Consider the following 20,116-nt stretch of genomic DNA (forward strand, 5'->3'; position numbering starts at 1 on the left):
GTCTTCTCATTCAATCAGGCGATCGGTAATTGAAAAAAATACCTAATCATGATCAATTAAAGAATAACCGACACCTGAAATATTTTCAAAGGAGTGATACAGTATGGGAAAATGGATGGAGAGTTATCTTGAGAAGTATGAGAAACTGCTTCATGAGAGTAAAGAAGGTGGTGGAATTGATCGAGTTAAGATACAGCATTCCTTAGGAAAGCTCACTGCCAGAGAAAGGATTGAGCGTTTAGCTGATCCCGGTTCTTTTGAGGAGGTAGGTGGGTTTGTGAGGGATGATCGCCCACCCTATGATGGCAATCCAAGACTAAGCCCCTCTGAAGGCATCGTTACAGGTTATGCGAAAATCAATGGTCGACAAGTTATAATCTATTCCATGGACTTTACGGTCATGTCTGGCTCTTTAGGTGACCAGGCAGTATGGAAATTGTCAGATCTATCCTGGTTTGCAGGACAGATGCGTATACCATTAATCAGCATTATCGATTCAGCAGGAGAGAGGCTAAGCATAAAGGATGGGAATGTGGGCTACTTTGGACTGGCACATTTCTTCAGAAATTATTCCCTCATCTCTGGATTGGTTCCAAGGATATCCCTTGTATTAGGACCATGTTCAGGAATACAATCTGTGGTTCCAGTTTTATCAGATTTTCTTATTATGAATAGGGAGGTTGGTTTCTTATGGCTAGGGGGCGATAAGGATTCCGATGATGCAGGTGGGGCTGATTTTCATATGGAAAGGAGCGGGCAATGTGATTTTGTAGTTGATAGCGATGAGGAGGCTATTGAAAAGACAAAGGAACTCTTGGGTTACTTACCTCAGAATTGCTGGGAGAAACCACCTGCAATAGAGACAAAGGATGATCCGGAAAGGATGGAGGAATCCCTGCTCGATGTTATGCCAGATGATCCAAAATTTACCTATGATATTCATGATATTATTGAGTTAGTTGTTGATGATGGAGAATTTATAGAGATAAAGGAAGATTTTGTAAACCATCTAATATTGGGTTTCTGCCGCTTTAATGGCCAACCATGTGGACTTGTCGCAAACAATCCAGATGAGCTTAGTGGAATCATAGAGCCTGACTCATCGGATAAGTATGATAGATTCATGAACTTCCTGGATGCCTTTAATATTCCCCTTGTCACCCTCGTTGATACCACCGCATTCCCTCCTGGTGACAAATGGGAAAGGTTGGGGGTAATCAGGCATGGAGCAAAACTTCTTCATTCCTATGCGCATCTCACATGTCCCAAGGTCACAGTGGTATTAAGGCGTTCATATGGTGGAGGGAACATCGTAATGGGCTGCATAAGAATGACACCTGATTATGTATATGGATGGCCTACAATGGAATTTGCTCCAACCGGTCCAGAGACGGTTGTGCATGCGGTCTTTCATAAGGAGTTAGCAAGGGCGAAGGAAGAGGGTAATTACGATGAGGTCTTTAATTCCTATTTGAGTATATTAAAAGAACAATTTAGCGTTCTAAATCTATCCAGGGTATGGACTACTCCCTATACCGTTCATGAGGTTATTGATCCAAGGGAAACCAGACCCAAGATCATCAAAGCGCTGCAGTCGCTAAACAATAAGAGCGAATTTGTTCTTAAAAAGAAACGCTCAATCAAACCCGCATAGGGTATTAAAAGAGGTACTGACATGGGAAAAAGAATGGATGAAGCTATTCAAAGGCTAAAGGAGATACATGACAAAAACCTCTTGGGAGGTGGTCAAAAACATATAGATAGACAGCATAGCAGGGGAAAGATGACAGCAAGGGAGAGGATAGAATGCTTTGTAGATCCAAATACTTTTGTTGAGCTTGGCGCGAGTGTCCAAACCACTGGATGGAGAATAGATGGCAGAAAGACCGATGCCCCTTGTGATGGGGCTGTCATTGGCACTGCCAAAGTAAATGGTCAGGAGATAGCACTCTACTCCAGCGATTTTACAGTATTAGGCGGATCTATTGCCAGTCAACATGGGATGAAGTGCGTTCAGACGCTCAACCTAGCCGTAAAATGGGGAATCCCAATGATATGGTTGATGGATTCTTCTGGGGCGCGTTTGGGTTATCAAGATGTGCCTGGAGCTGGGTTGGATTGGTATTTTGCACTCATATCACGATACTCTGGCCGAATCCCTCAGATCAATGTACTCATGGGTCCATGCATCGCGGGACAGGCTTATGCTCCAGTACTTTGCGACTTTTTATTAATGAGTAGGGTATCAGCAAATTTATGGTTGGGTGGGCCTAGGATGACAGCAGCAGCCACTTCAGAAACCATTGATACATATGTAGGCAGCGCTGATTATCACATGGAATTCAGTGGAACATGCGATGTTGTTGGCGCTACAGATGAAGAGACAATACAGAAGGCGCGTAAGCTCCTAAGCTATTTACCACCTAACTATACTGAAAAGCCGCCCTACATTAAGCCATCTGATGATCCTGAACGTGAAGTAAATCAGTTGATCGATATTGTCCCAGATGAATATGATATTTCCTATGACATGCATGATGTGATTAAGGAACTTGTTGATAACGGTGACTACTTTGAGATAAAGGATAATTATGCTAAGAATCTTATCACCTGTTTCTGTAGATTCAATGGAGAGGTTGTTGGATTAGTTGCCAGCAATCCAAAGGAGCCTGGTAGTATTATGGAGATAGACTCATGCGATAAATACTACCGATTTCTTCAAGTGCTCGATGCATACAATATACCTATGGTTACTCTTATTGATACACCACCAAATGTTCCGGGAGAGGAACAGGAGGCAAAGGGATTATTGAGGCACATCGGCAAGGTTATAGATCTTTATGCAACCTCCACGATTCCCAAAATAAGCGTCATTATCAGGGAGTCCTATGGCGATGCAGGGGGTATGCTTTTAGGGAGCGTTAAGGGGATGGGATCGGATATATGCTATTCCTGGCCCATAGCACAACTCGCTATACAGGCATCTCACCTTGATCTTCATCAGGTATATGGCAAGGGTATTGAGGAGGACGCCTATGAGGGCTACTTAAACAGATCAAGGGAGAAACTGGATGTCTTTGAAGTTGCAAAGAGCTGGACAGCACAGATGATAGATGAAGTGATTGAACCAAAGGACACTAGGAAAATAATCATTGGAGCACTGGCTTTTACCAGACTAAAGAAAGAAGAATTTCTCCCAAAAGCGAAACTACATGGTACTGCGCCTTCATAGCAAAAGGCCAATATTCAAGCTAAAGATATATATTTAAAAACCACAGATTAAACCGCTAACTAAATCTGTGGTTTTTTATTTATTACCAATTTTATTGAACTGTGAATATGGATGATATCATTTCATTCATCATCATCGTCATCATCTTCATCCGGCACAAACCTCTTGATAAAATCAGTGCTAAACCTTCCCTCACGGAAAAGTGGATCATCCATGATTTGTAGATATAAAGGGATTGTTGTCTTAAGGGGGGCTATATGAAACTCCCCAAGCGCTCTCTTCATGACAGCGATTGCATCCTCCCTCGTGCTACTGAATGAAATGAGTTTGGCTATCAAGGAATCGTAATACACAGGCAATTCAAATCCCTGATAAAGATATGTATCAAGCCTTATACCAAATCCGCCTGGGGGGGAATACTCCTCCACCCTGCCTGGGGATGGAATAAAATTTCTATCAGGATCCTCAGCATTTATACGGCACTCTATTGCCCACCCCCTGCATATCAAATCCTCATAAGAGTAATCCAGTCTCTTCCCTGATGATATGCCGATCTGCTCCTTAACAAGGTCTATTCCAGTTATGAGTTCTGTTACAGGATGTTCAACCTGAATCCTGGCATTGATCTCCATGAAATAGAAGTTCCCATCCCTATCAAGGAGAAATTCAACCGTACCAGCATTTAGGTAATCAACGGCTCTGGCAGCAGCAATAGCCGCCTCACCCATTGACCTCCTCAACTCGGGTGTAATTCCAGGGGATGGCGATTCTTCTATAAGCTTCTGGTATCTCCTTTGGATAGTGCACTCCCGCTCGCCAAGATGGATAATATTAGAGTATCCATCCGCAAGTATCTGAAATTCAATATGTCTTGGTTCCACTATACACTTTTCAATATAGACCTCTTCATTGCCAAAGGATGCCCTAGCCTCCATTTTGGCTATGGAGAATTCCTCAAGAAGCATCTCTTCATTCTCACAGATCCTTATGCCTCTGCCACCCCCACCCCCTGAAGCCTTAATCATAACAGGATAACCGATCTTACTGCATATCTCTAATGCTTCCTCTTCCGTATTAATTCCACCTGGACTGCTGGGAATTATCGGCACACCGGCCTCGCTAATGACCTTCTTGGCAGTAATCTTGTCACCAGCCATTCGTAGATTGTTAGGGGTTGGGCCAATAAAGACTAATCCCTCTTCATTACATTTCAAAGCAAACTGCTCACTCTCCGCTAAATATCCATAACCTGGATGTACAGCCTCAGCCCCAGTATCCTTAGCAGCCTTAATAATAGCCTCAATATTAAGATAGCTTTGAGAACTAATGGGAGGGCCAATACATACTTTTTCATGAGCTTGCCTAACATGTAAGGAATTAACATCAGCCTCAGAATAGACTGCCACACACTCGATTCCCAACTCTTTACATGCCCTAATGACTCGAAGCGCGATCTCGCCCCTGTTAGCAATCAATATTTTCGAAAACTTAGATTTATTATTCATTAATACCCTTATTTTCCTTATTCATAATTACCAGAGATATCATAGAAATATTCCGATATTTACTATCTCCCAATTATATTCCTCGGTCATTCTCTATTGATCTATTCCAATTACCTAACTAGTTTCAATTATAAACATGACAGCTTCATCCTTCAGGGTCGCCTCATTTTCAGCTAAAATCTCTACTATTTTACCATCAATGGGTGATTTTATTTTTTGAAAAACCTTCATCGTTTCAAGGAGCGCCAACACCTGCTTCTTCTTCACCTCATCTCCAACCTCAACATATGGAGCTTTATCAGGAGCCGGTTTTCTATAAAATACACCTGACATTGGCGCTTTCACTTCTATTTTATTATTTGATCCACTCATAGTTCATTAACCTCCAAATTATATTTTCAATTTACGTTCACTTGTCTAAAAGGCTAATCTATTATCCACTATCAGAAATGTTTAATATATCCTTATCAACAATAGCGCTAATTCAATAAAATTACCTTTGGTATAGGAATTATAAAAAGAACTGATAATATTTAAGAAGAAAAAGATTCAAGAATTCTAAAATTGGCAGCTTCAAGTGGATAAATTAAATTAACCAATGTTCACATATGCCTCAATATACATATATCTTGACTTTTCTCAAGAATTATTCCTCACTAATAAAATATAACACCTATAATTTAATTAAATCAGGCATTATTAAGTCCTCTTCATAAGCCATATAAATTATTGAATATCGCCCACCCGGATAGAATGATCAAACCAAGGATTTCTTATATATGGAGATCAAATAGTTGCTAAATCATTTTTTGTCAAGGAAAATCCATTTCCCAAAGACAATTATCGATCTACAGTAGAAGATTGGCGGTCAAATGGGACTATCCGCACAAAAAAGCCCCTAATAATATCCAAAATAAAGATAATAATAAATTTCTTTTATTTACCCAGGTTATTGAGTAATTTTTAAATATAACTAAGAATTTATTTTTAGCCTTGACATTATAAGTTATAAAATTAATTTAATCATATCCTTGGTCATCTACTTATATTCAAACATGATGATGATTATCATCATACTAAATATTATTCAATAATATATATACAAATTTTACATACTCGTGTTTAAGCGAGTGCATAATATCATAAAGGTTGAAAGGTTGAAGTAACCCCATGAAGGTAGCTTTATTCCTACACTATACTTTAGATAGAGATCAATAATCAAATATTCGACGACTATATTTATCATGAAATATATCAATATAATCAATACAAAAAAGGGAGTGAACCATGAGTCAGGATGATCTTCTTTATAATATCAAGGACCGTGTAGCCTATCTTACTATTAACCGAGAAGAAAAGAGAAATGCTATTAACGAAAATGTAATGGATTTAATCATTGAAAGCCTTGAGCGAGCTGAGAAGGATAATGATGTAAGGGTTGTATGCTTAACCGGTTTCGGTGAAAAAGCATTCTGTTCAGGCGGTGATCTTGGAGGTGGAGGTTCAGGATCGCCAGAGGATGCACAGAGAGGCCAGAAAAAATTTGCCCATATGCTAAAAAAAATGGATAAATTTCCCAAACCTATAGTAGGAAGGATCAATGGATACTGCATGGCTGGCGGGCTTGGTCTTATGCTATCATGCGACATAGCAATAGCTCATGAGGATGTTAAATTCGGAACGCCAGAGGTCAATGTTGGGCTATTTCCAATGATGATCGGCGCATTGATTTTAAGGGATGTAGGGCGTAAAAAGGCAATGCAAATGGTATTAACTGGCGAGAGAATAATTGCATCAGAAGCGGAAAAGATTGGCCTTATTTCTGAAGCTGTTCCAAAGGATAAATTTGATGAAAGGGTTGATGAGGTATTGCAGGGCTTGTCAAAGAAGAGTCCAATAATCATAAAGCTTGGCAAAGAGGCCTTTAATCAGGTATCTTCTATGGGATTCGATGATGCAGTTGATCTTCTCTGCGATGCATTAGGCAAGGTAATAGCTACTGATGATGCAAAAGAAGGGGTAATCGCATTTTTAGAAAAGAGAGAACCCAATTTTACTGGAAAATAATTTAAGAACAAAGAAGAGGTAGAAGTATGTCATCATTATGGATAAAAGATAATCAAAACTATGAAAGGGGCTGCATGATTACATGTGCCCTCTCTGGTGTTGCTGCTAACAGGGCTCAATGCCCTAGTATTCCATACACACCAGAGGAATATGCAGCGGAGGCCAAGCGTGCATATGATGCGGGTGCCGCTGTAGTTCATATACATGCTCGAAAACCGGATGGCGCCCCCAGCTATGACGTAGAAGATTATCGAAACATTTATCAGGCTATAACTGATGCCTGTCCCATTATTACCAACTTTTCCACAGGGGCTATAGGAATATCCACCGAACAGAAGACAGCCCCGATTAAGGAGATTAGACCATCCATTGGCGCCCTTAATATGGGATCGATGAACTATGCAAAGTATAGTCCTACCAAAAAGAAATTCGTTTTTGAAGCAGTTTTTAGCAATCCATTCTCCGAGATAATCGAAATAGTCAAAACCATGAATGATAGCAACGTCAAGCCTGAGATGGAATGCTTTGACGCAGGACATATAGGCAACATATATCCACTTATCAATCTTGATTTGCTAACCCCACCCTATCAGGTTAGTCTTATTATGGGAGTTTTGGGAGGCATTCCCCCAACGGTTGAAAATCTTGTTCATCAAGTGGAGTTGCTACCACCACAGAGCGATTGGGAGGTAATTGGGATAAGTCATGACCAATGGAGGATGGTCGCAGCGGCTATTTCTATAGGTGGGAATATACGGGTTGGTCTGGAGGATCATTTTTATATCTCCAGCGACAGAATGGCAAATTCAAATGGCGAACTTGTAGAAAAAGCAGCCCGCATGGTGAGGGATCAGGGAAGAGAGGTAGCAACGGTTAAGGAATGCAGAGAGCGACTCAAGCTTGTGAATTAACAGGGTCTATAGTTAGCAATCATAGAGCAAGTCGATTATTGTATAGACATAGATACTCACAATGGACATTATTACGACTTCAGACAATCTAATGAAAACTTATCACTATCGTCAAGAGTTAGTGATGTGAAATACAAAAATGTTTCTTAATCCGGTATAATAATATAATCTAGAATGGACTTATATTACCAATTGATAAGGGGGCAAAATGGATTTTAGGTTTACTAAAGAGGAGGAAGAATTTCGTCAAGAGGTTCGCGACTGGCTAAAGAAGGAGATACCCAAAAGATGGCATGAACTTCACCCTGTTAGCACAATGTGCACTGCCATGTGGCAGGAGACTGAAGAGTCCTGGCCAATATCTCGAGAATTTCAGAGGAAGTTGGGCAGCAAGGGTTGGTTAGCTCCGTCCTACCCCAAGCAGTATGGGGGGTCAGAGATGAGTCACATGAAACGCCTCATCCTTGCGGAGGAGTTGTCATATAACAATGCGCCGGTAGGCGTAGAGACAGAGATCGCTGTCAATTGGGTAGGTCCTGATATTCTATTATTCGGTACTGAAGAGCAGAAGGAGAAGTATGTAAAGGGTGTGGCCTTGGGAGAGAAAATAATATGTCTCGGTTATAGCGAACCGAATGCGGGTTCAGATCTTGCGTCAATACAGACTAAGGCTGAAGAGGATGGAGATGAGTACGTGATAAATGGCAGCAAGATTTGGACAAGTTATGCTCATCATGCTGATTATTGTTGGCTTGTTGCCAGAACAGATCCCAATGCACCTAAAAAATATCAGGGCGTCAGCATGTTTATAATTGATATGAAGACTCCAGGTATCACTGTGCGCCCTTTGGTAAATATTGTTAATTTTCATTCTTTCAATGAGGTTTTCTTCGATAATGTACGCGCAACTAAGGATTGCCTGGTTGGCGAGAAAAATAAAGGATTTTACGAGTTGATGATCGCCTTGGATTATGAACGCTCTTCAGTAGGAACCGCTGCTAGCCTTCAGAGAATCCTTGAGGGACTTATTAGATATGCCAAGGAGATGGGGCGTGACAAGGATCCTATAATTCGACAAAAGTTAGGAGAGTTTGCAATTGAGGTTGAGGTCAGCCGCATGATGTGCTACAGGATTGCATGGATGTTCAGCAAGGGCCTTCATCCAAACTATGAATCCTCAATGTCAATGATATTTATGAGTGATTTAGCAAGGCGTGTAGCAGATCTTGGAAGGGATATTCAAGGGCTTTATGCTCAGTTAGCATTAGATTCGAAGTGGACCATTGATAATGCAAGCATTGAAAGATTGATTTTAGGATCCCTTTCCATAGGTGTTGGTGGCGGCACAAATGAGATTCAGCGTAACATTATAGCACAACGAGGATTAGGCTTGCCGAGAAAGTAATTTATCGAAAGATAGGGGGTAATATGGATTATAGGTTTACAGCTAAGGAAGAGGCCTGGTGGCAGGAGGTTGAAGATTTTATAAAGGCAGAACTTCCCGATGGATGGGTAGATGAATGTCTAACTTGGCCAGGGGGATATGGGATATTGCCTATGTTTGAAGAGGAATATATCTCATTCTGTCAACAGTTCTGGAAAAAATTAGGGAAGAAGGGATGGCTCAGTATGAGTTGGCCCAAGTGGAATACTGAAAAACGCACTCATATTGAGCAGGCTATTTTTAGTTATATAATGAGTTATTACAGGGCTCCTGCTGGCAATGTGGCTACTGGCATCGGAGGCGCCACTATCGATCTATTTGGCAGTGATGAGCTTAGGAATGAATGGTTGCCTAAAATTGCAAGTGGAGATATAAGCTTTTGGTTGGCATATAGTGAACCCAATTCAGGTTCCGACTTGGCATCTCTTCAGACAAAGGCGGTCGAGGATGGCGATGACATAATTATTAACGGCAGCAAGATATGGAGCAGCGGCGCTCATGTTTCAGATTGTGCTTGGATGGTTGTTCGGACTGATTCCAATGTTGAGAAAAAATATCAAGGAATAACCTTTATCATTGTACCCAATGACTTACCAGGTATCACCATTCGTCCTATTGTAAATATTTGTGATATTCATTCCTTTAATGAAGTTTTCTTTGATAATGTGCGTGTTCCGAAAAATAATATAGTGGGTGAAATGAACCAGGGATGGTATTATTTAATGGTTGCTTTGGGATACGAAAGACTTGCTGTACCCATGGGCGGATTTAAGAGAAATTTTGAGGAATTGGTTCAGTACACGAAACAAACCGAACGCAATTCAAAGCCATTAAGTGAAGATACTCTAGTTCGAAGCAAGCTAGCGGATATCGCGATTAAAATTGAGATAGTAAACAAATTCTATTGGCAGGTAGCTTGGCAGAGTGATAAAGGCATCAGTGCTGATACTGATGCATCAATTTTAAAATTAATTTCTACTGAGGTTAGTCGTGATCTCGCCTTTGCCGCAATGGACATTATGGGTCCATATGGTCAATTATCAACAGATTCCAAGTGGACAGCGTTAAGGGGAAGGATACAACTTGGCTATCTCGACTGTATATCTGCTATTGTAGGCGCTGGCACATCTGAAATCCAGCGTAATATTATCGCTATGAGGGGTTTAGGATTAACTCGCAAATAAAACTCTAATCAAGTTAAAAGACTAGGAGGTAAGAGAATGGACCTTGGTTTAAGTGAAGAACAGGAAATATTAAAAAGATCAGCTCGGGAATTTTTAGCTGAGGAATGTCCAAAGGAGAAGGTGAGAGAGCTGGATGAGAGCGATGAGGGATACTCCCCGGAATTATGGAAAAAAATAGCTGATTTGGGTTGGCTTGGAGTTGTCTTCCCTGAAGAATATGGTGGAAGCAATGGCTCTTTTATGGATTTAGTTATTCTACTCGAGATGATGGGATATAATATTTTACCTGGACCATTCTTCTCTACAGTGATTCTAGCAGGTCTTCCCATTTTAAACGCAGGAAACGATGATCAGAAAAAACAATATTTGTCCAAGATTTCAAGTGGTGAAGCGATCTTGACTTTGGCTTTAACTGAGCCAAGCATTTCTTACGAAGCCTCTTCTATATCTACAAAAGCAACTGCAAAAGATGGACAATACATAATAAATGGCACAAAGCTCTTTGTACCAGATGCTAATGTAGCTGACTATATATTATGCGTGGCCAGGACAAAGGAAACATCAAATCCTGAGGAAGGAATTAGCATTTTTATAGTTGATGCAAAGAGTCTAGGAATTAAGTGTACCCTGCTAAAAACGCTGGCACATGATAAGCAGAATGAAATCATATTTAAAGATGTAACCGTACCCAAAGAGAACATCCTTGGGGGGTTAGATCAGGGATGGCCAATTATTAAGGATCTCTTAGAGAAGGCTGCGGTCGCCAAGTGTGCTGAGATGGTTGGAGGCACACAGGCGGCTCTGGAAATGAGTGTTCAATATGCTAACGAACGGACGCAATTCGGAAGACCAATTGGCACTTTCCAGGCTATTCAGCACTATTGCGCCAATATGCTGATTGATGTTGATGGCTCTCGGTATATTACTTATGAGGCTGCATGGAAAATTTCAGAAAACCTACCTGCCACAAAGGAGACTTCAATGGCTAAAGCTTGGGTAAGCGATGCCTCCCAACGAGTAACGATGTTGGGGCATCAGATCCATGGGGCTATGGGATTCACCATGGAGCATGATATGCATCTGTATTATAGAAGAGCAAAGGCGGCTGCGCAGGCTTTCAATGATAGCGATTATCATCGCGAGATTGTAGCAAGGGAGATAGGTCTTTAGATCTGATTCTATTTTTGATTGAAAGTAGGTTTTAAGCTGTAATCCACATTCACTTAATAGAATGCTGCTTAAGAATCATGAAAAATAAAAGGAGATCCCCTCTCATTTAGATGTGAGAGAGGATCTCCTTTTGCTAAAGAGACAATTCTATACTCAGCTTTATCATCAAGATCGATTATATATACCACTATATTCCTTCCTCAGATTCTTCTTTAAAATCTTTCCACTTGGATTTTTGGGGAGTTCATCCAACACAACTACCTTCTTGGGAACCTTATATCCTGCAAGCCCCTGCTTACAATGCTGTATGATTTCATCCTCACTTAAGCTATCTCCTGGTTTAGGAGAGACAAAAATAGTAACAGCTTCACCCCATCTCTCGTGAATAAGGCCAACCGCCGTACATTCAGCCACCTTCGGGTGCTTGGCTACCCAGTTTTCCACCTCAATTGATGACACATTCTCCGCGCCTGTCTTAATGATATCCTTTTTCCTATCAACAAAATAGTAATAACGCTCCTCATCCATTATAGCAAGATCTCCAGTGTGATGCCACCCCCCTCTAAATGTCTCTCTCGTCTTTTCCTCTTCCTTATAATACCCAAGCATAGTAGTGGGGGATCTCACAACCATCTCTCCAACAGTTCCTGGAGGCACTTCATTATCATCATCATCTACAACCCTCATCTCTACCACAGCATGAGACTGTCCAATTGGTTCTGCTCCATCAAACCTCTCCTCCGCTTCCCCAAACTTCCTTAGTAAATCAGGGGATTTTAGTGTTGTTCCAAGCGGGGTTAGCTCTGATTGTCCATAATAATTCTGCCAATATACCTCAGGCAATATCTCCATTATCCTTCGCATGGTTGCCTCTGGTATGGGGCTGCCGAAGATGGTACATGATCGGACAGTGCCAAATAGCTCCTTCATCAGTTTCTCTCCATCCGGCATATTAAGCATATTTACAAAGACTGTTGGCGGCAGGCCAATTGAATTGATCTTCTCGCTTTTTATTATTTGCATAACCTCACTTGGATCTGGTGTATATAAAAGTACAAATTTATCACCCTGCACAAGGGTCAAAAAGATAGCCAAATGACCTGCCACATGGAATAGGGGGATCGCTCCTAATTGAATTCCTTCCGGCGGACTCCAACGACCAAAGTCCATACAGAAATTCATAATTGACGAGAACCAGTTGAGGTGAGAATTTAATACGCCCTTGGGCATTGCCTCAGTACCGCTTGTGTACATCAAGGTCAAAACATCGTTATCGTTTATCTCAACCATTGGCTCATCATCCGAATATTTCTCCGAGCATAATTCATCAAAATCGAGCCATCCCTCAGGGATTGATCTATTACCGCTTAGGTTGATCATAACCTTATGCTTAACGCTATGCATTTCCCCCACTACTTCCATTATGGTGTCAGCCAATTCATCTTCAACGACCAACATCACTGTCTCTGAATGGTTCACTATGGGTAAAATTTCTCTACTCTTGAGAGCAAAGTTTATTGGTGTTATCCATCCCCCCATCTTCGAAAGCGCAATTAATAAATCAACATATTGAACGCAATTGTGGGAAAAAATCGCCACACGATCCCCCTTTTTTACACCGAGTTCCATTATTGCATTAGCAAACCGGTTAGCCTCCCTGTTTAACTCCTCAATTGTAAGTCGCCTTATAATCTTGCCCTTATAGCTGAAGACGATCACTTCCTTCTGGGGTTCATTAATCACGCGTTTTCTTATCATATCCCCTATGCATACCCTTCTCATTAAATTTGTATTTAATTTATCATCCATATCAACAATCCTTATAATAATATTTCTATAAATTAAAAATCACTATTTATAGAATTCAATCTCAGTTAGTATTTTGGATACCCTGAGGTAATTGACATGAATACTCTGCCTATATTCTCATGCGATAGTAGTGCAAGAGTAACTAAAGTAACTAAGCAGTTTCTTATAATGATTAGCTGTTATATAATGCATAAAGCAAAAGTAGTCAGAAACCCTTATGTGTTTATAAAAAATATTTGTTGGGGTGGTTGTTATACTCTATCACTCTTTCAGTTATTATTCTTTTGTGATCTCCAACAAGGTGCTCAAAATTATATAAAATAGTCGATTAATGACAGATTTTAACTAAACGGCACACTCATCGCAATGACTTAGAAAAAAACGCTGATGCCTTAGTAGCGATCTGTTCCTCAAATCCCCACCAGAAATGATCAGCACCTGGTATGATCTCAATTCCCTCCATTTCTGCTTGTGATGAAGGAGGGTTAATAAACTGATCTTCCTCTCCAAAAAGGAGATGCATTGGTTTATTATAACTCTGTAATTCCTCCAACGCAGATGGATCGATGATAGGAGAAATAAGGAACAGAGCCTTTACCCTCTCATCACGCTGTGAGACAGGAAAAGCCACCATGCTCCCGAAGGAATAACCTGCCAATCCAATTCTCGATGATTCAACCCCATCTAACGAGGACAAAAAGGTAATGGCACCCTTAACATCCCCCTGCTCCCCAATTCCATCAGAATAACTTCCCTGGCTTCCGCCCACACCTCGGAAATTAAACCTAAAGGCGGCAACTGACTCATTGGCTAGGGCACGACAGACTTCAACTACAACGCAGTTGAACATATTCCCGCCATATTGAGGATGGGGATGACACATAACAACACCAGGGGAAGGACCACCTCCATGAGGATGATGTAATACACCCTCTAAAACAATATCATCAACAGTAAATTCGACAGATTCCTCAGGCATCTATTTCTCCCACATTATAGGACAAGTCACGCATATATATGCTCTCCTACTCAGCTATCTGTATAATTAGACATATTCAACTTATAATTAATAATAATCCGAATACAAATGTACTAACGAAGTATATCATTCAGCCTATTATTAGCTGATCTTGTCTCTTCAGCCAACTGTTGAAATAACTCTTTAAGGGGCAAAATTTTATTGATCTGTCCTATACCCTGACCACAGGAGATGAATCCTTTTGTCAAGTCGCCTTCGTTGATTAACTTGGAATTCTCTTCACCAGCGATAATCGGGATCACCTTCTCAATAGGCGCATTCTCCTTTTCGAGTTCCTGCACCTTTTTTACAACATCATTGATCAAACATCTATGGGTATTGCCATATGGACGCATAATTAGGGTTGTATCGGTCTCTTTTGCTTCAAGCAGAGTCTTCTTTAGGTTGTCGTGTATTGGACATTCTTCTGTGCAGAGCAATAAGGTTCCAATTATAACACCCTCTGCTCCTAATCCCAGAATAGCTGCTATTGCTGCACCTGAAGAAATTCCACCACCACCTATTACAGGAATATTAACCCCATTAACAACCGTTGGAACAAGGCAAAGGGTAGTAATATCCAATGTTCCAGTAGCGCCACCATTCTCAAAGCCGACTACTGTCACCATATCTACGCCAGTTGATTCAGCTTTTCTCGCATAACGCACTCCAACACATTTATGAATCAATTTCACTCCCTCTGGCTTCAATCTAGCTACAATATCATCAGGTGCACGATGCCCGCTTGATTCAACTATCTTTACCCCTTCCTCTAATATAACATCCAAATACTCATTATTATCTATAGGCTGCATCATAGGGAAAAGGTTAATGTTTACAGCAAAGGGTTTATCGGTTTTATCCTTAATTTCTTTAATAGCATCCCTGAAACTCTCTTTACTTCTAAACATTGCTGAAGCTAATATCCCGACACCCCCAGCCTCCGATATTGCGCTAACGAAGGAGGCGGTTGATATGTACATCATAGTACCACCAAAGAAGGGATAAGTGACATTCAACATCTCTGTTATCCTAGTTTTCATCGTATTCTCCTCCAAGTTTTATGATGTTTACTTTCACCACAAGATATATCATACAATCAAGCAAGGCTAATCATCGAGTAAAAGAATGTCAAGGCGAAAAAAAATCCAATTAAGGCGTATTTTTTCTACTAATTTGAGATAACCGTTAATGAATATTGGGAAATATAATCTTAAGTCTTAGCATAGGGGTGTGAGTGCTACCCTTCATTCATAGCCACATACAGGAATAGTCAATCACCTTCATCTGGGAGTAAAAATATCTTAACCTATTCCTGTTTAATTTCAATTCCCTTTAATGGATTAAATATAATCTCAAATTCAATAATTACAGGCAATTTCTGATCAATTGTAAGATCAGTTTCAAAATCAAGTTTAAGGGGCACATCTAAATCCACATCAATAGGAAAGTTTACATCCACCACGATATCAACAGGTACATCAAAGGTATGATTTATCGGCACGCTGACAGGCTCTTTTGGTAGGAAGGAAATATTATCGTTAATCCGAAATTTATGATCTATTGGTATATCAAAATCCACTGGGAAGTCGCCCTTGACTCTAACATCTTTATTAATACCAAATAGGCTAATGGTAGTTACTGTATCGATTGGTAGCTTAGTATCAAGATGTACTACCTCATTTACTGGGAAAACGTGATCTAAATATACGGATATAGGCTTTTCAAAGGGAAGTTCAAATGTTTTATTGATGGGTATTGAAAGCACTGTTTTAAAAGGGACTTTAGCCCGCAGTAACTTCTTAAAGGGGATATTGATCCTTTGCTCCACTGGTAGGCTAATTCGTATAGGAGCAGCCAATTGGGCATTAACTAATCTATCAAATTTATAGGTGTAATCAGTATCTAGGAAACTCCATATTACAGGTCTATACTTAAAGAAAACATAGGTTGTAACTCCAATAAATCCCAAAAATATTAGGAAAAAGAGTATAATCACAAAGATAATTATACGAATAAGGATTTTCTTTCTGGGAATGATCTTCTCTACAAAAAAGGCTTCCGTGCCATCTATAATCTCATTCATTAGGGCAATTAAAAGTGTAATTATTTTTCTATTTTTCATTTTCTCATCCCAAATGATAAATGATATCCTTCAATAGATCTTTTCTATATATTATTCTTAAATTGATAATCCCTCTTGTAATATATCTATGCCTTTAAATATTCAAGCACTTTTGCTTTTATGTAATCACAATTAAAGCCATATCGTTCTGCTAACATCTTATAAGGTGCCGAAACCCCAAACTGCTCCATGGTGATATAAAGGGCCTTATCACCTGCATACCTCTCCCATCCCATCCTGATACCAGCCTCAATAACAACCCTTTTCTTGATTTCTTTAGGTAAAATCTTTTCTTTATATTCACATGACTGCCTTTCAAATAATTCCCATGATGGAAAGGATATCACTCTTGCTTTAATCCCCTCTTCTTCCAACTTGATTGCGGCGTCAATTGAAATATGGACTTCCGAACCTGATGCGATTAGGATAACATCTGAGGCAAGGGCTGTATCATAAATTATATATGCTCCCTTATCAAGATCTCTTTCAGCCTGCGACTTCCTCTTGATAACCGGTACATTCTGCCTAGTTAGAATAAGCGCTGTTGGTCCGTCCCTGTTTTCTATTGCTGAAATCCATGCCTCTCTCGTCTCTAATGCATCAGCAGGTCTGATAACTGTAAGGTTTGGGATCATCCTGATTCCAGCAAGGTGCTCTACTGGCTGATGAGTTGGACCATCCTCGCCAACAAAGACCGAATCATGTGAAAGAACATATATGACATGCAGTCTGCTCAATGCAGCGATTCGAACTGCAGGACGCATGTAGTCCGTGAATACAAAAAAGGTTGCGGTATATGGCAAAAAACCACCATAGCAGGAAATCCCATTCTGAATCGCTGCCATAGCATGTTCCCTTACGCCAAAGTGTATATTTCTACCTAACTTGTTCCTCCCTGTTTCTTCATATCCCTTAACAAAGGATTTATTACTTGATCCAAGGTCAGCGGAACCACCTACTATATTTGGAACTTCTTTGAAAAGCATCTCCAGCATCTTTCCGCTAGCGCTTCTAGTTGCAATTGCCTGATCTATATCAAACACAGGCAAATTCTTTCGGAGAGATTCGATATCAGGATTTGTAAAAAATTTATCCCACCTGTCTTTACGATTACCAACAATAAGCTTATTAAATTTCTCATCCCATAATTCATTAATCCTCTTCAACTCCCCTTTCCTCTCAGTCAGTATATCATATACCCTCTGTGGAACATAGAAATGCAAATTGGCATCGAATCCAATATTCTGTTTTGATGCCCTAACCTCCTCCTCACCCAGGGGAGCCCCATGTGTATCTTCACTCCCTTCCTTATTCGGGCTTCCCTTGGCTATTACTGTATTTGCTATAATAATTGATGGCCTATCCTCTATCTTTTGCGCCTTCAATACTGCATTCTCTATCTCATCATAATTATGGCCATCTGCAAACTGGACATGCCAATTACAGGATTCAAATCTCTTTTTAATATCCTCCGAATAAGTTAGATCGATATCCCCTTCTATTGTAGTTTTATTATAGTCATAGATAAATATCACATTTCCAAGGCCAATATGACCAGCTATTGATGCTGCCTCATAAGATATTCCCTCCATTACATCCCCGTCACTCACAATCGCATATATATAGTGATCTATGATACTGACTTCATCATCATTGAATTCCCTTGCCAAGAATAGGCTGGCTATTGCCATGCCAATAGCGTTAGCAAATCCCTGTCCTAAAGGGCCAGTGGTTGTCTCGATACCGGGTGTGCTTCGATATTCAGGATGGCCAGGAGTAATGCTGTTCATTTGCCGAAAGTTCTTGATATCTTCAAGGGTTATATCATATCCTGAAAGATGCAAAACAGAATACATCAGCATTGAACCATGGCCTGCGGACAAGACAAACCTGTCACGATTTATCCAACCTGGATTCGATGGATTATGCTTCAGAATTTTACTCCATAGAACAGCTGCAATATCAGCACATCCCATGACCATTCCAGGATGGCCGGAATTAGCTTTCTGTATAGCATCTATGGAAAGACTTCTTATTGTGTTAGCAATAAGCTTCAGATCGTCGGCACTTATTTTCATCAATTTTTTACTCCTCAAATTTCACATTTTTTATTGTTAATTTAAAATTAATCCGAATAAAGCGAAACCAACATCCTTTGTCAATGAATTTGTATTGGGAAGTATTATTAATTAGGAAAAAGTTTCATTCTAATAAAAACGTAATAAGTACTCAATAAGCGTAGTGATTACTTGTGACTTAAATGATGAATTTATATTTTCAACTAAGAAGCCTCTTCAACAAATGGAAAGACCCTACAGATTTAACATAAATTGTAATAATCGTATCAATCATATTCTGGTGTAGGATTTCCCTTTGCTCTATAGTCAAATATCCGTTTTTTATTCTTTACCTTTTTCATCATAACCATTGACCTATCGATCTCTTCAACCATGTTATCAATCATTGAATTTGTATTTTGTTGAGGAGTGATAAGCCAACCATCATCAATAGCCCTCTTCACAATATCCTCGCCTGCTGGTGTACGGCTTGTCACATGTGCTCCACCAAATGAAATATCAGCGTATTCTGCAGAATAATCAGTACACAATCTGCATCGCTTCCAACATTGATATTGAGGTAAAATCTGAAATAGCTCGAATATATTCATCTGCTTACTGACCTTTCTACCATCCTTAAGAACAACCTCATAAACGACATCGAACTCCATTGAAACCCTTCTAAAATCAACTTGTATAATATCCTGCTCTGATACCTCGCAGAGTTTTGCAACATGAAGAAGGAAATCATCCTTTTGTTTCATTGGAGCGCCACAGTATAAACCAAAACTATATTTTACCTTCTTTACCAGATTTGAGTATGTTTTTCCAAGATATTGCAGCTTCCTCAATCCCTGTATATGACATCCCAAACCGACCAACGCAACATCATCAATATCCTTCATATCTAAAATCTCTTTTAGAGCTATTAGATTGGGACTGAATACGTACTTGCTTCCCGTTCCGTTAATCAAATCATCTCGACTTTTTGCGATCATAGGCCATGACAACCAGTTGAAAGGGGATGTTTTACCCCAGGAGGATATTATAGCTGCATCAATCTCCTTCTTATCCAGAAGATATGCGAGAATAGCTGTTATCTTACCGCCCGTATAGCCGCAATTAAATATTTCCTCATCTCCGCTAACAAGATTTCTGTCCTTGATAAAAATCCCCATACCACTTTGGTCCTCTTCTTCTGTTTTCAAACGGCCAAATACCAGACTATCCAATTCCTGAAGTGGAGCACCCAACCCTGGACAGGTCTCTAGACACTGTCCACAGTCAGTACATTCTCCGTCAAGTTCAGGCCCATTGTCCTTAAATACAATACAGTCTGCCGGACATACAGCAACACATGTACCACAGAAAAAACATAATTGAGTATCAATAGCTCGCTCTTTAAGTTCCTGAAACAACGATGTATTCATAAGTATTTCTCCATATACATTAATTATACTTCATAAACAATTAACGGCTTAAATAATATTATGGTTATATTTTGATACATTCAGTCAAGGATAAAGTTGTATTATGTAATAAATTGGCAGGATGATTAACAATTATCAAATAAGAATCCGTGAGGGTTGATTGG

At 40.0% G+C, this 20,116-nt stretch carries 15 protein-coding genes; 7 read left to right on the forward strand and 8 right to left on the reverse strand.

Features of this window, described 5'->3' with window-relative positions; translation table 11 throughout:
* The first annotated feature begins 103 nt into the window (after positions 1 to 103).
* Positions 104 to 1,654, forward strand: a complete 1,551-nt coding sequence (locus SVZ03_14945) for a carboxyl transferase domain-containing protein (GenBank protein ID MDY6935508.1) — start codon at positions 104 to 106, stop codon at positions 1,652 to 1,654.
* Between the two features lie 21 nt (positions 1,655 to 1,675).
* Positions 1,676 to 3,232, forward strand: coding sequence for a carboxyl transferase domain-containing protein (locus SVZ03_14950; protein MDY6935509.1), 1,557 nt, complete (start codon positions 1,676 to 1,678; stop codon positions 3,230 to 3,232).
* A gap of 122 nt (positions 3,233 to 3,354) precedes the next feature.
* On the opposite strand, the gene accC is transcribed toward SVZ03_14950, so the two are convergent.
* Both accC and SVZ03_14960 read right to left on the reverse strand, forming a co-directional pair.
* On the reverse strand, positions 3,355 to 4,737 hold the full coding sequence (gene accC / locus SVZ03_14955; GenBank protein MDY6935510.1) for an acetyl-CoA carboxylase biotin carboxylase subunit: 1,383 nt from the start codon (positions 4,735 to 4,737) through the stop codon (positions 3,355 to 3,357).
* 114 nt (positions 4,738 to 4,851) lie between these two features.
* On the reverse strand, positions 4,852 to 5,109 hold the full coding sequence (locus SVZ03_14960) for a biotin/lipoyl-containing protein (protein MDY6935511.1): 258 nt from the start codon (positions 5,107 to 5,109) through the stop codon (positions 4,852 to 4,854).
* A 915-nt stretch (positions 5,110 to 6,024) separates the two neighbouring features.
* Between SVZ03_14960 and SVZ03_14965 the strand changes: the two genes are divergently transcribed.
* From SVZ03_14965 to SVZ03_14985, 5 genes are all read left to right on the forward strand, one after another.
* The gene (locus SVZ03_14965; protein MDY6935512.1) at positions 6,025 to 6,804 is read left to right on the forward strand and encodes an enoyl-CoA hydratase-related protein; all 780 of its coding nucleotides are present in this window, start codon (positions 6,025 to 6,027) and stop codon (positions 6,802 to 6,804) included.
* 26 nt (positions 6,805 to 6,830) lie between these two features.
* On the forward strand, positions 6,831 to 7,715 hold the full coding sequence (locus SVZ03_14970) for a 3-keto-5-aminohexanoate cleavage protein (GenBank protein MDY6935513.1): 885 nt from the start codon (positions 6,831 to 6,833) through the stop codon (positions 7,713 to 7,715).
* Positions 7,716 to 7,923: 208 nt separating this feature from the next.
* Positions 7,924 to 9,120, forward strand: coding sequence for an acyl-CoA dehydrogenase family protein (locus tag SVZ03_14975; protein ID MDY6935514.1), 1,197 nt, complete (start codon positions 7,924 to 7,926; stop codon positions 9,118 to 9,120).
* 23 nt (positions 9,121 to 9,143) lie between these two features.
* The gene (locus tag SVZ03_14980) at positions 9,144 to 10,343 is read left to right on the forward strand and encodes an acyl-CoA dehydrogenase family protein (GenBank protein MDY6935515.1); all 1,200 of its coding nucleotides are present in this window, start codon (positions 9,144 to 9,146) and stop codon (positions 10,341 to 10,343) included.
* Between the two features lie 36 nt (positions 10,344 to 10,379).
* Entirely contained in the window at positions 10,380 to 11,513 is a 1,134-nt protein-coding gene (locus SVZ03_14985) for an acyl-CoA dehydrogenase family protein (GenBank protein MDY6935516.1), read from the forward strand.
* Between the two features lie 165 nt (positions 11,514 to 11,678).
* Here SVZ03_14985 and SVZ03_14990 read toward each other — a convergent pair whose 3' ends face one another.
* The 6 genes from SVZ03_14990 to SVZ03_15015 all read right to left on the reverse strand — a co-directional run bounded on the left by SVZ03_14990 (position 11,679) and on the right by SVZ03_15015 (position 19,952).
* Positions 11,679 to 13,322 carry an AMP-binding protein gene (locus tag SVZ03_14990; protein MDY6935517.1) on the reverse strand — a complete coding sequence of 548 codons (1,644 nt, stop codon included), beginning with the start codon at positions 13,320 to 13,322 and terminating at the stop codon, positions 11,679 to 11,681.
* Positions 13,323 to 13,680: 358 nt separating this feature from the next.
* Positions 13,681 to 14,301, reverse strand: a complete 621-nt coding sequence (locus SVZ03_14995; GenBank protein MDY6935518.1) for a dienelactone hydrolase family protein — start codon at positions 14,299 to 14,301, stop codon at positions 13,681 to 13,683.
* A gap of 113 nt (positions 14,302 to 14,414) precedes the next feature.
* Entirely contained in the window at positions 14,415 to 15,383 is a 969-nt protein-coding gene (locus tag SVZ03_15000; protein MDY6935519.1) for a nitronate monooxygenase family protein, read from the reverse strand.
* A 266-nt stretch (positions 15,384 to 15,649) separates the two neighbouring features.
* Positions 15,650 to 16,465 carry a hypothetical protein gene (locus SVZ03_15005; GenBank protein ID MDY6935520.1) on the reverse strand — a complete coding sequence of 272 codons (816 nt, stop codon included), beginning with the start codon at positions 16,463 to 16,465 and terminating at the stop codon, positions 15,650 to 15,652.
* Between the two features lie 86 nt (positions 16,466 to 16,551).
* Positions 16,552 to 18,543: a transketolase gene (tkt, locus tag SVZ03_15010; protein MDY6935521.1), complete on the reverse strand. Its 1,992-nt coding sequence runs from the start codon at positions 18,541 to 18,543 to the stop codon at positions 16,552 to 16,554.
* Between the two features lie 266 nt (positions 18,544 to 18,809).
* Complete coding sequence (locus SVZ03_15015) at positions 18,810 to 19,952, reverse strand: Coenzyme F420 hydrogenase/dehydrogenase, beta subunit C-terminal domain (protein ID MDY6935522.1); 1,143 nt, start codon at positions 19,950 to 19,952, stop codon at positions 18,810 to 18,812.
* Positions 19,953 to 20,116 lie beyond the last annotated feature (164 nt).

The sequence above is a fragment of the Spirochaetota bacterium genome, from assembly GCA_034190085.1.
In the GTDB taxonomy this organism is placed as follows: domain Bacteria; phylum Spirochaetota; class UBA4802; order UBA4802; family JAFGDQ01; genus JAXHTS01.

Excerpts from the sequence above, each read along its gene's own strand:
- SVZ03_14950 (MDY6935509.1), top strand. The coding sequence starts at position 1,676 with ATGGGAAAAAGAATGGATGAAGCTATTCAAAGGCTAAAGGAGATACAT.
- SVZ03_14960 (MDY6935511.1), bottom strand. The coding sequence starts at position 5,109 with ATGAGTGGATCAAATAATAAAATAGAAGTGAAAGCGCCAATGTCAGGT.
- SVZ03_15015 (MDY6935522.1), bottom strand. The coding sequence starts at position 19,952 with ATGAATACATCGTTGTTTCAGGAACTTAAAGAGCGAGCTATTGATACT.
- SVZ03_14995 (MDY6935518.1), bottom strand. The coding sequence starts at position 14,301 with ATGCCTGAGGAATCTGTCGAATTTACTGTTGATGATATTGTTTTAGAG.
- SVZ03_14990 (MDY6935517.1), bottom strand. The coding sequence starts at position 13,322 with ATGGATGATAAATTAAATACAAATTTAATGAGAAGGGTATGCATAGGG.
- tkt (MDY6935521.1), bottom strand. The coding sequence starts at position 18,543 with ATGAAAATAAGTGCCGACGATCTGAAGCTTATTGCTAACACAATAAGA.
- SVZ03_15000 (MDY6935519.1), bottom strand. The coding sequence starts at position 15,383 with ATGAAAACTAGGATAACAGAGATGTTGAATGTCACTTATCCCTTCTTT.
- SVZ03_14975 (MDY6935514.1), top strand. The coding sequence starts at position 7,924 with ATGGATTTTAGGTTTACTAAAGAGGAGGAAGAATTTCGTCAAGAGGTT.
- SVZ03_14985 (MDY6935516.1), top strand. The coding sequence starts at position 10,380 with ATGGACCTTGGTTTAAGTGAAGAACAGGAAATATTAAAAAGATCAGCT.
- SVZ03_14970 (MDY6935513.1), top strand. The coding sequence starts at position 6,831 with ATGTCATCATTATGGATAAAAGATAATCAAAACTATGAAAGGGGCTGC.
- SVZ03_14980 (MDY6935515.1), top strand. The coding sequence starts at position 9,144 with ATGGATTATAGGTTTACAGCTAAGGAAGAGGCCTGGTGGCAGGAGGTT.
- accC (MDY6935510.1), bottom strand. The coding sequence starts at position 4,737 with ATGAATAATAAATCTAAGTTTTCGAAAATATTGATTGCTAACAGGGGC.
- SVZ03_14965 (MDY6935512.1), top strand. The coding sequence starts at position 6,025 with ATGAGTCAGGATGATCTTCTTTATAATATCAAGGACCGTGTAGCCTAT.
- SVZ03_15005 (MDY6935520.1), bottom strand. The coding sequence starts at position 16,465 with ATGAAAAATAGAAAAATAATTACACTTTTAATTGCCCTAATGAATGAG.
- SVZ03_14945 (MDY6935508.1), top strand. The coding sequence starts at position 104 with ATGGGAAAATGGATGGAGAGTTATCTTGAGAAGTATGAGAAACTGCTT.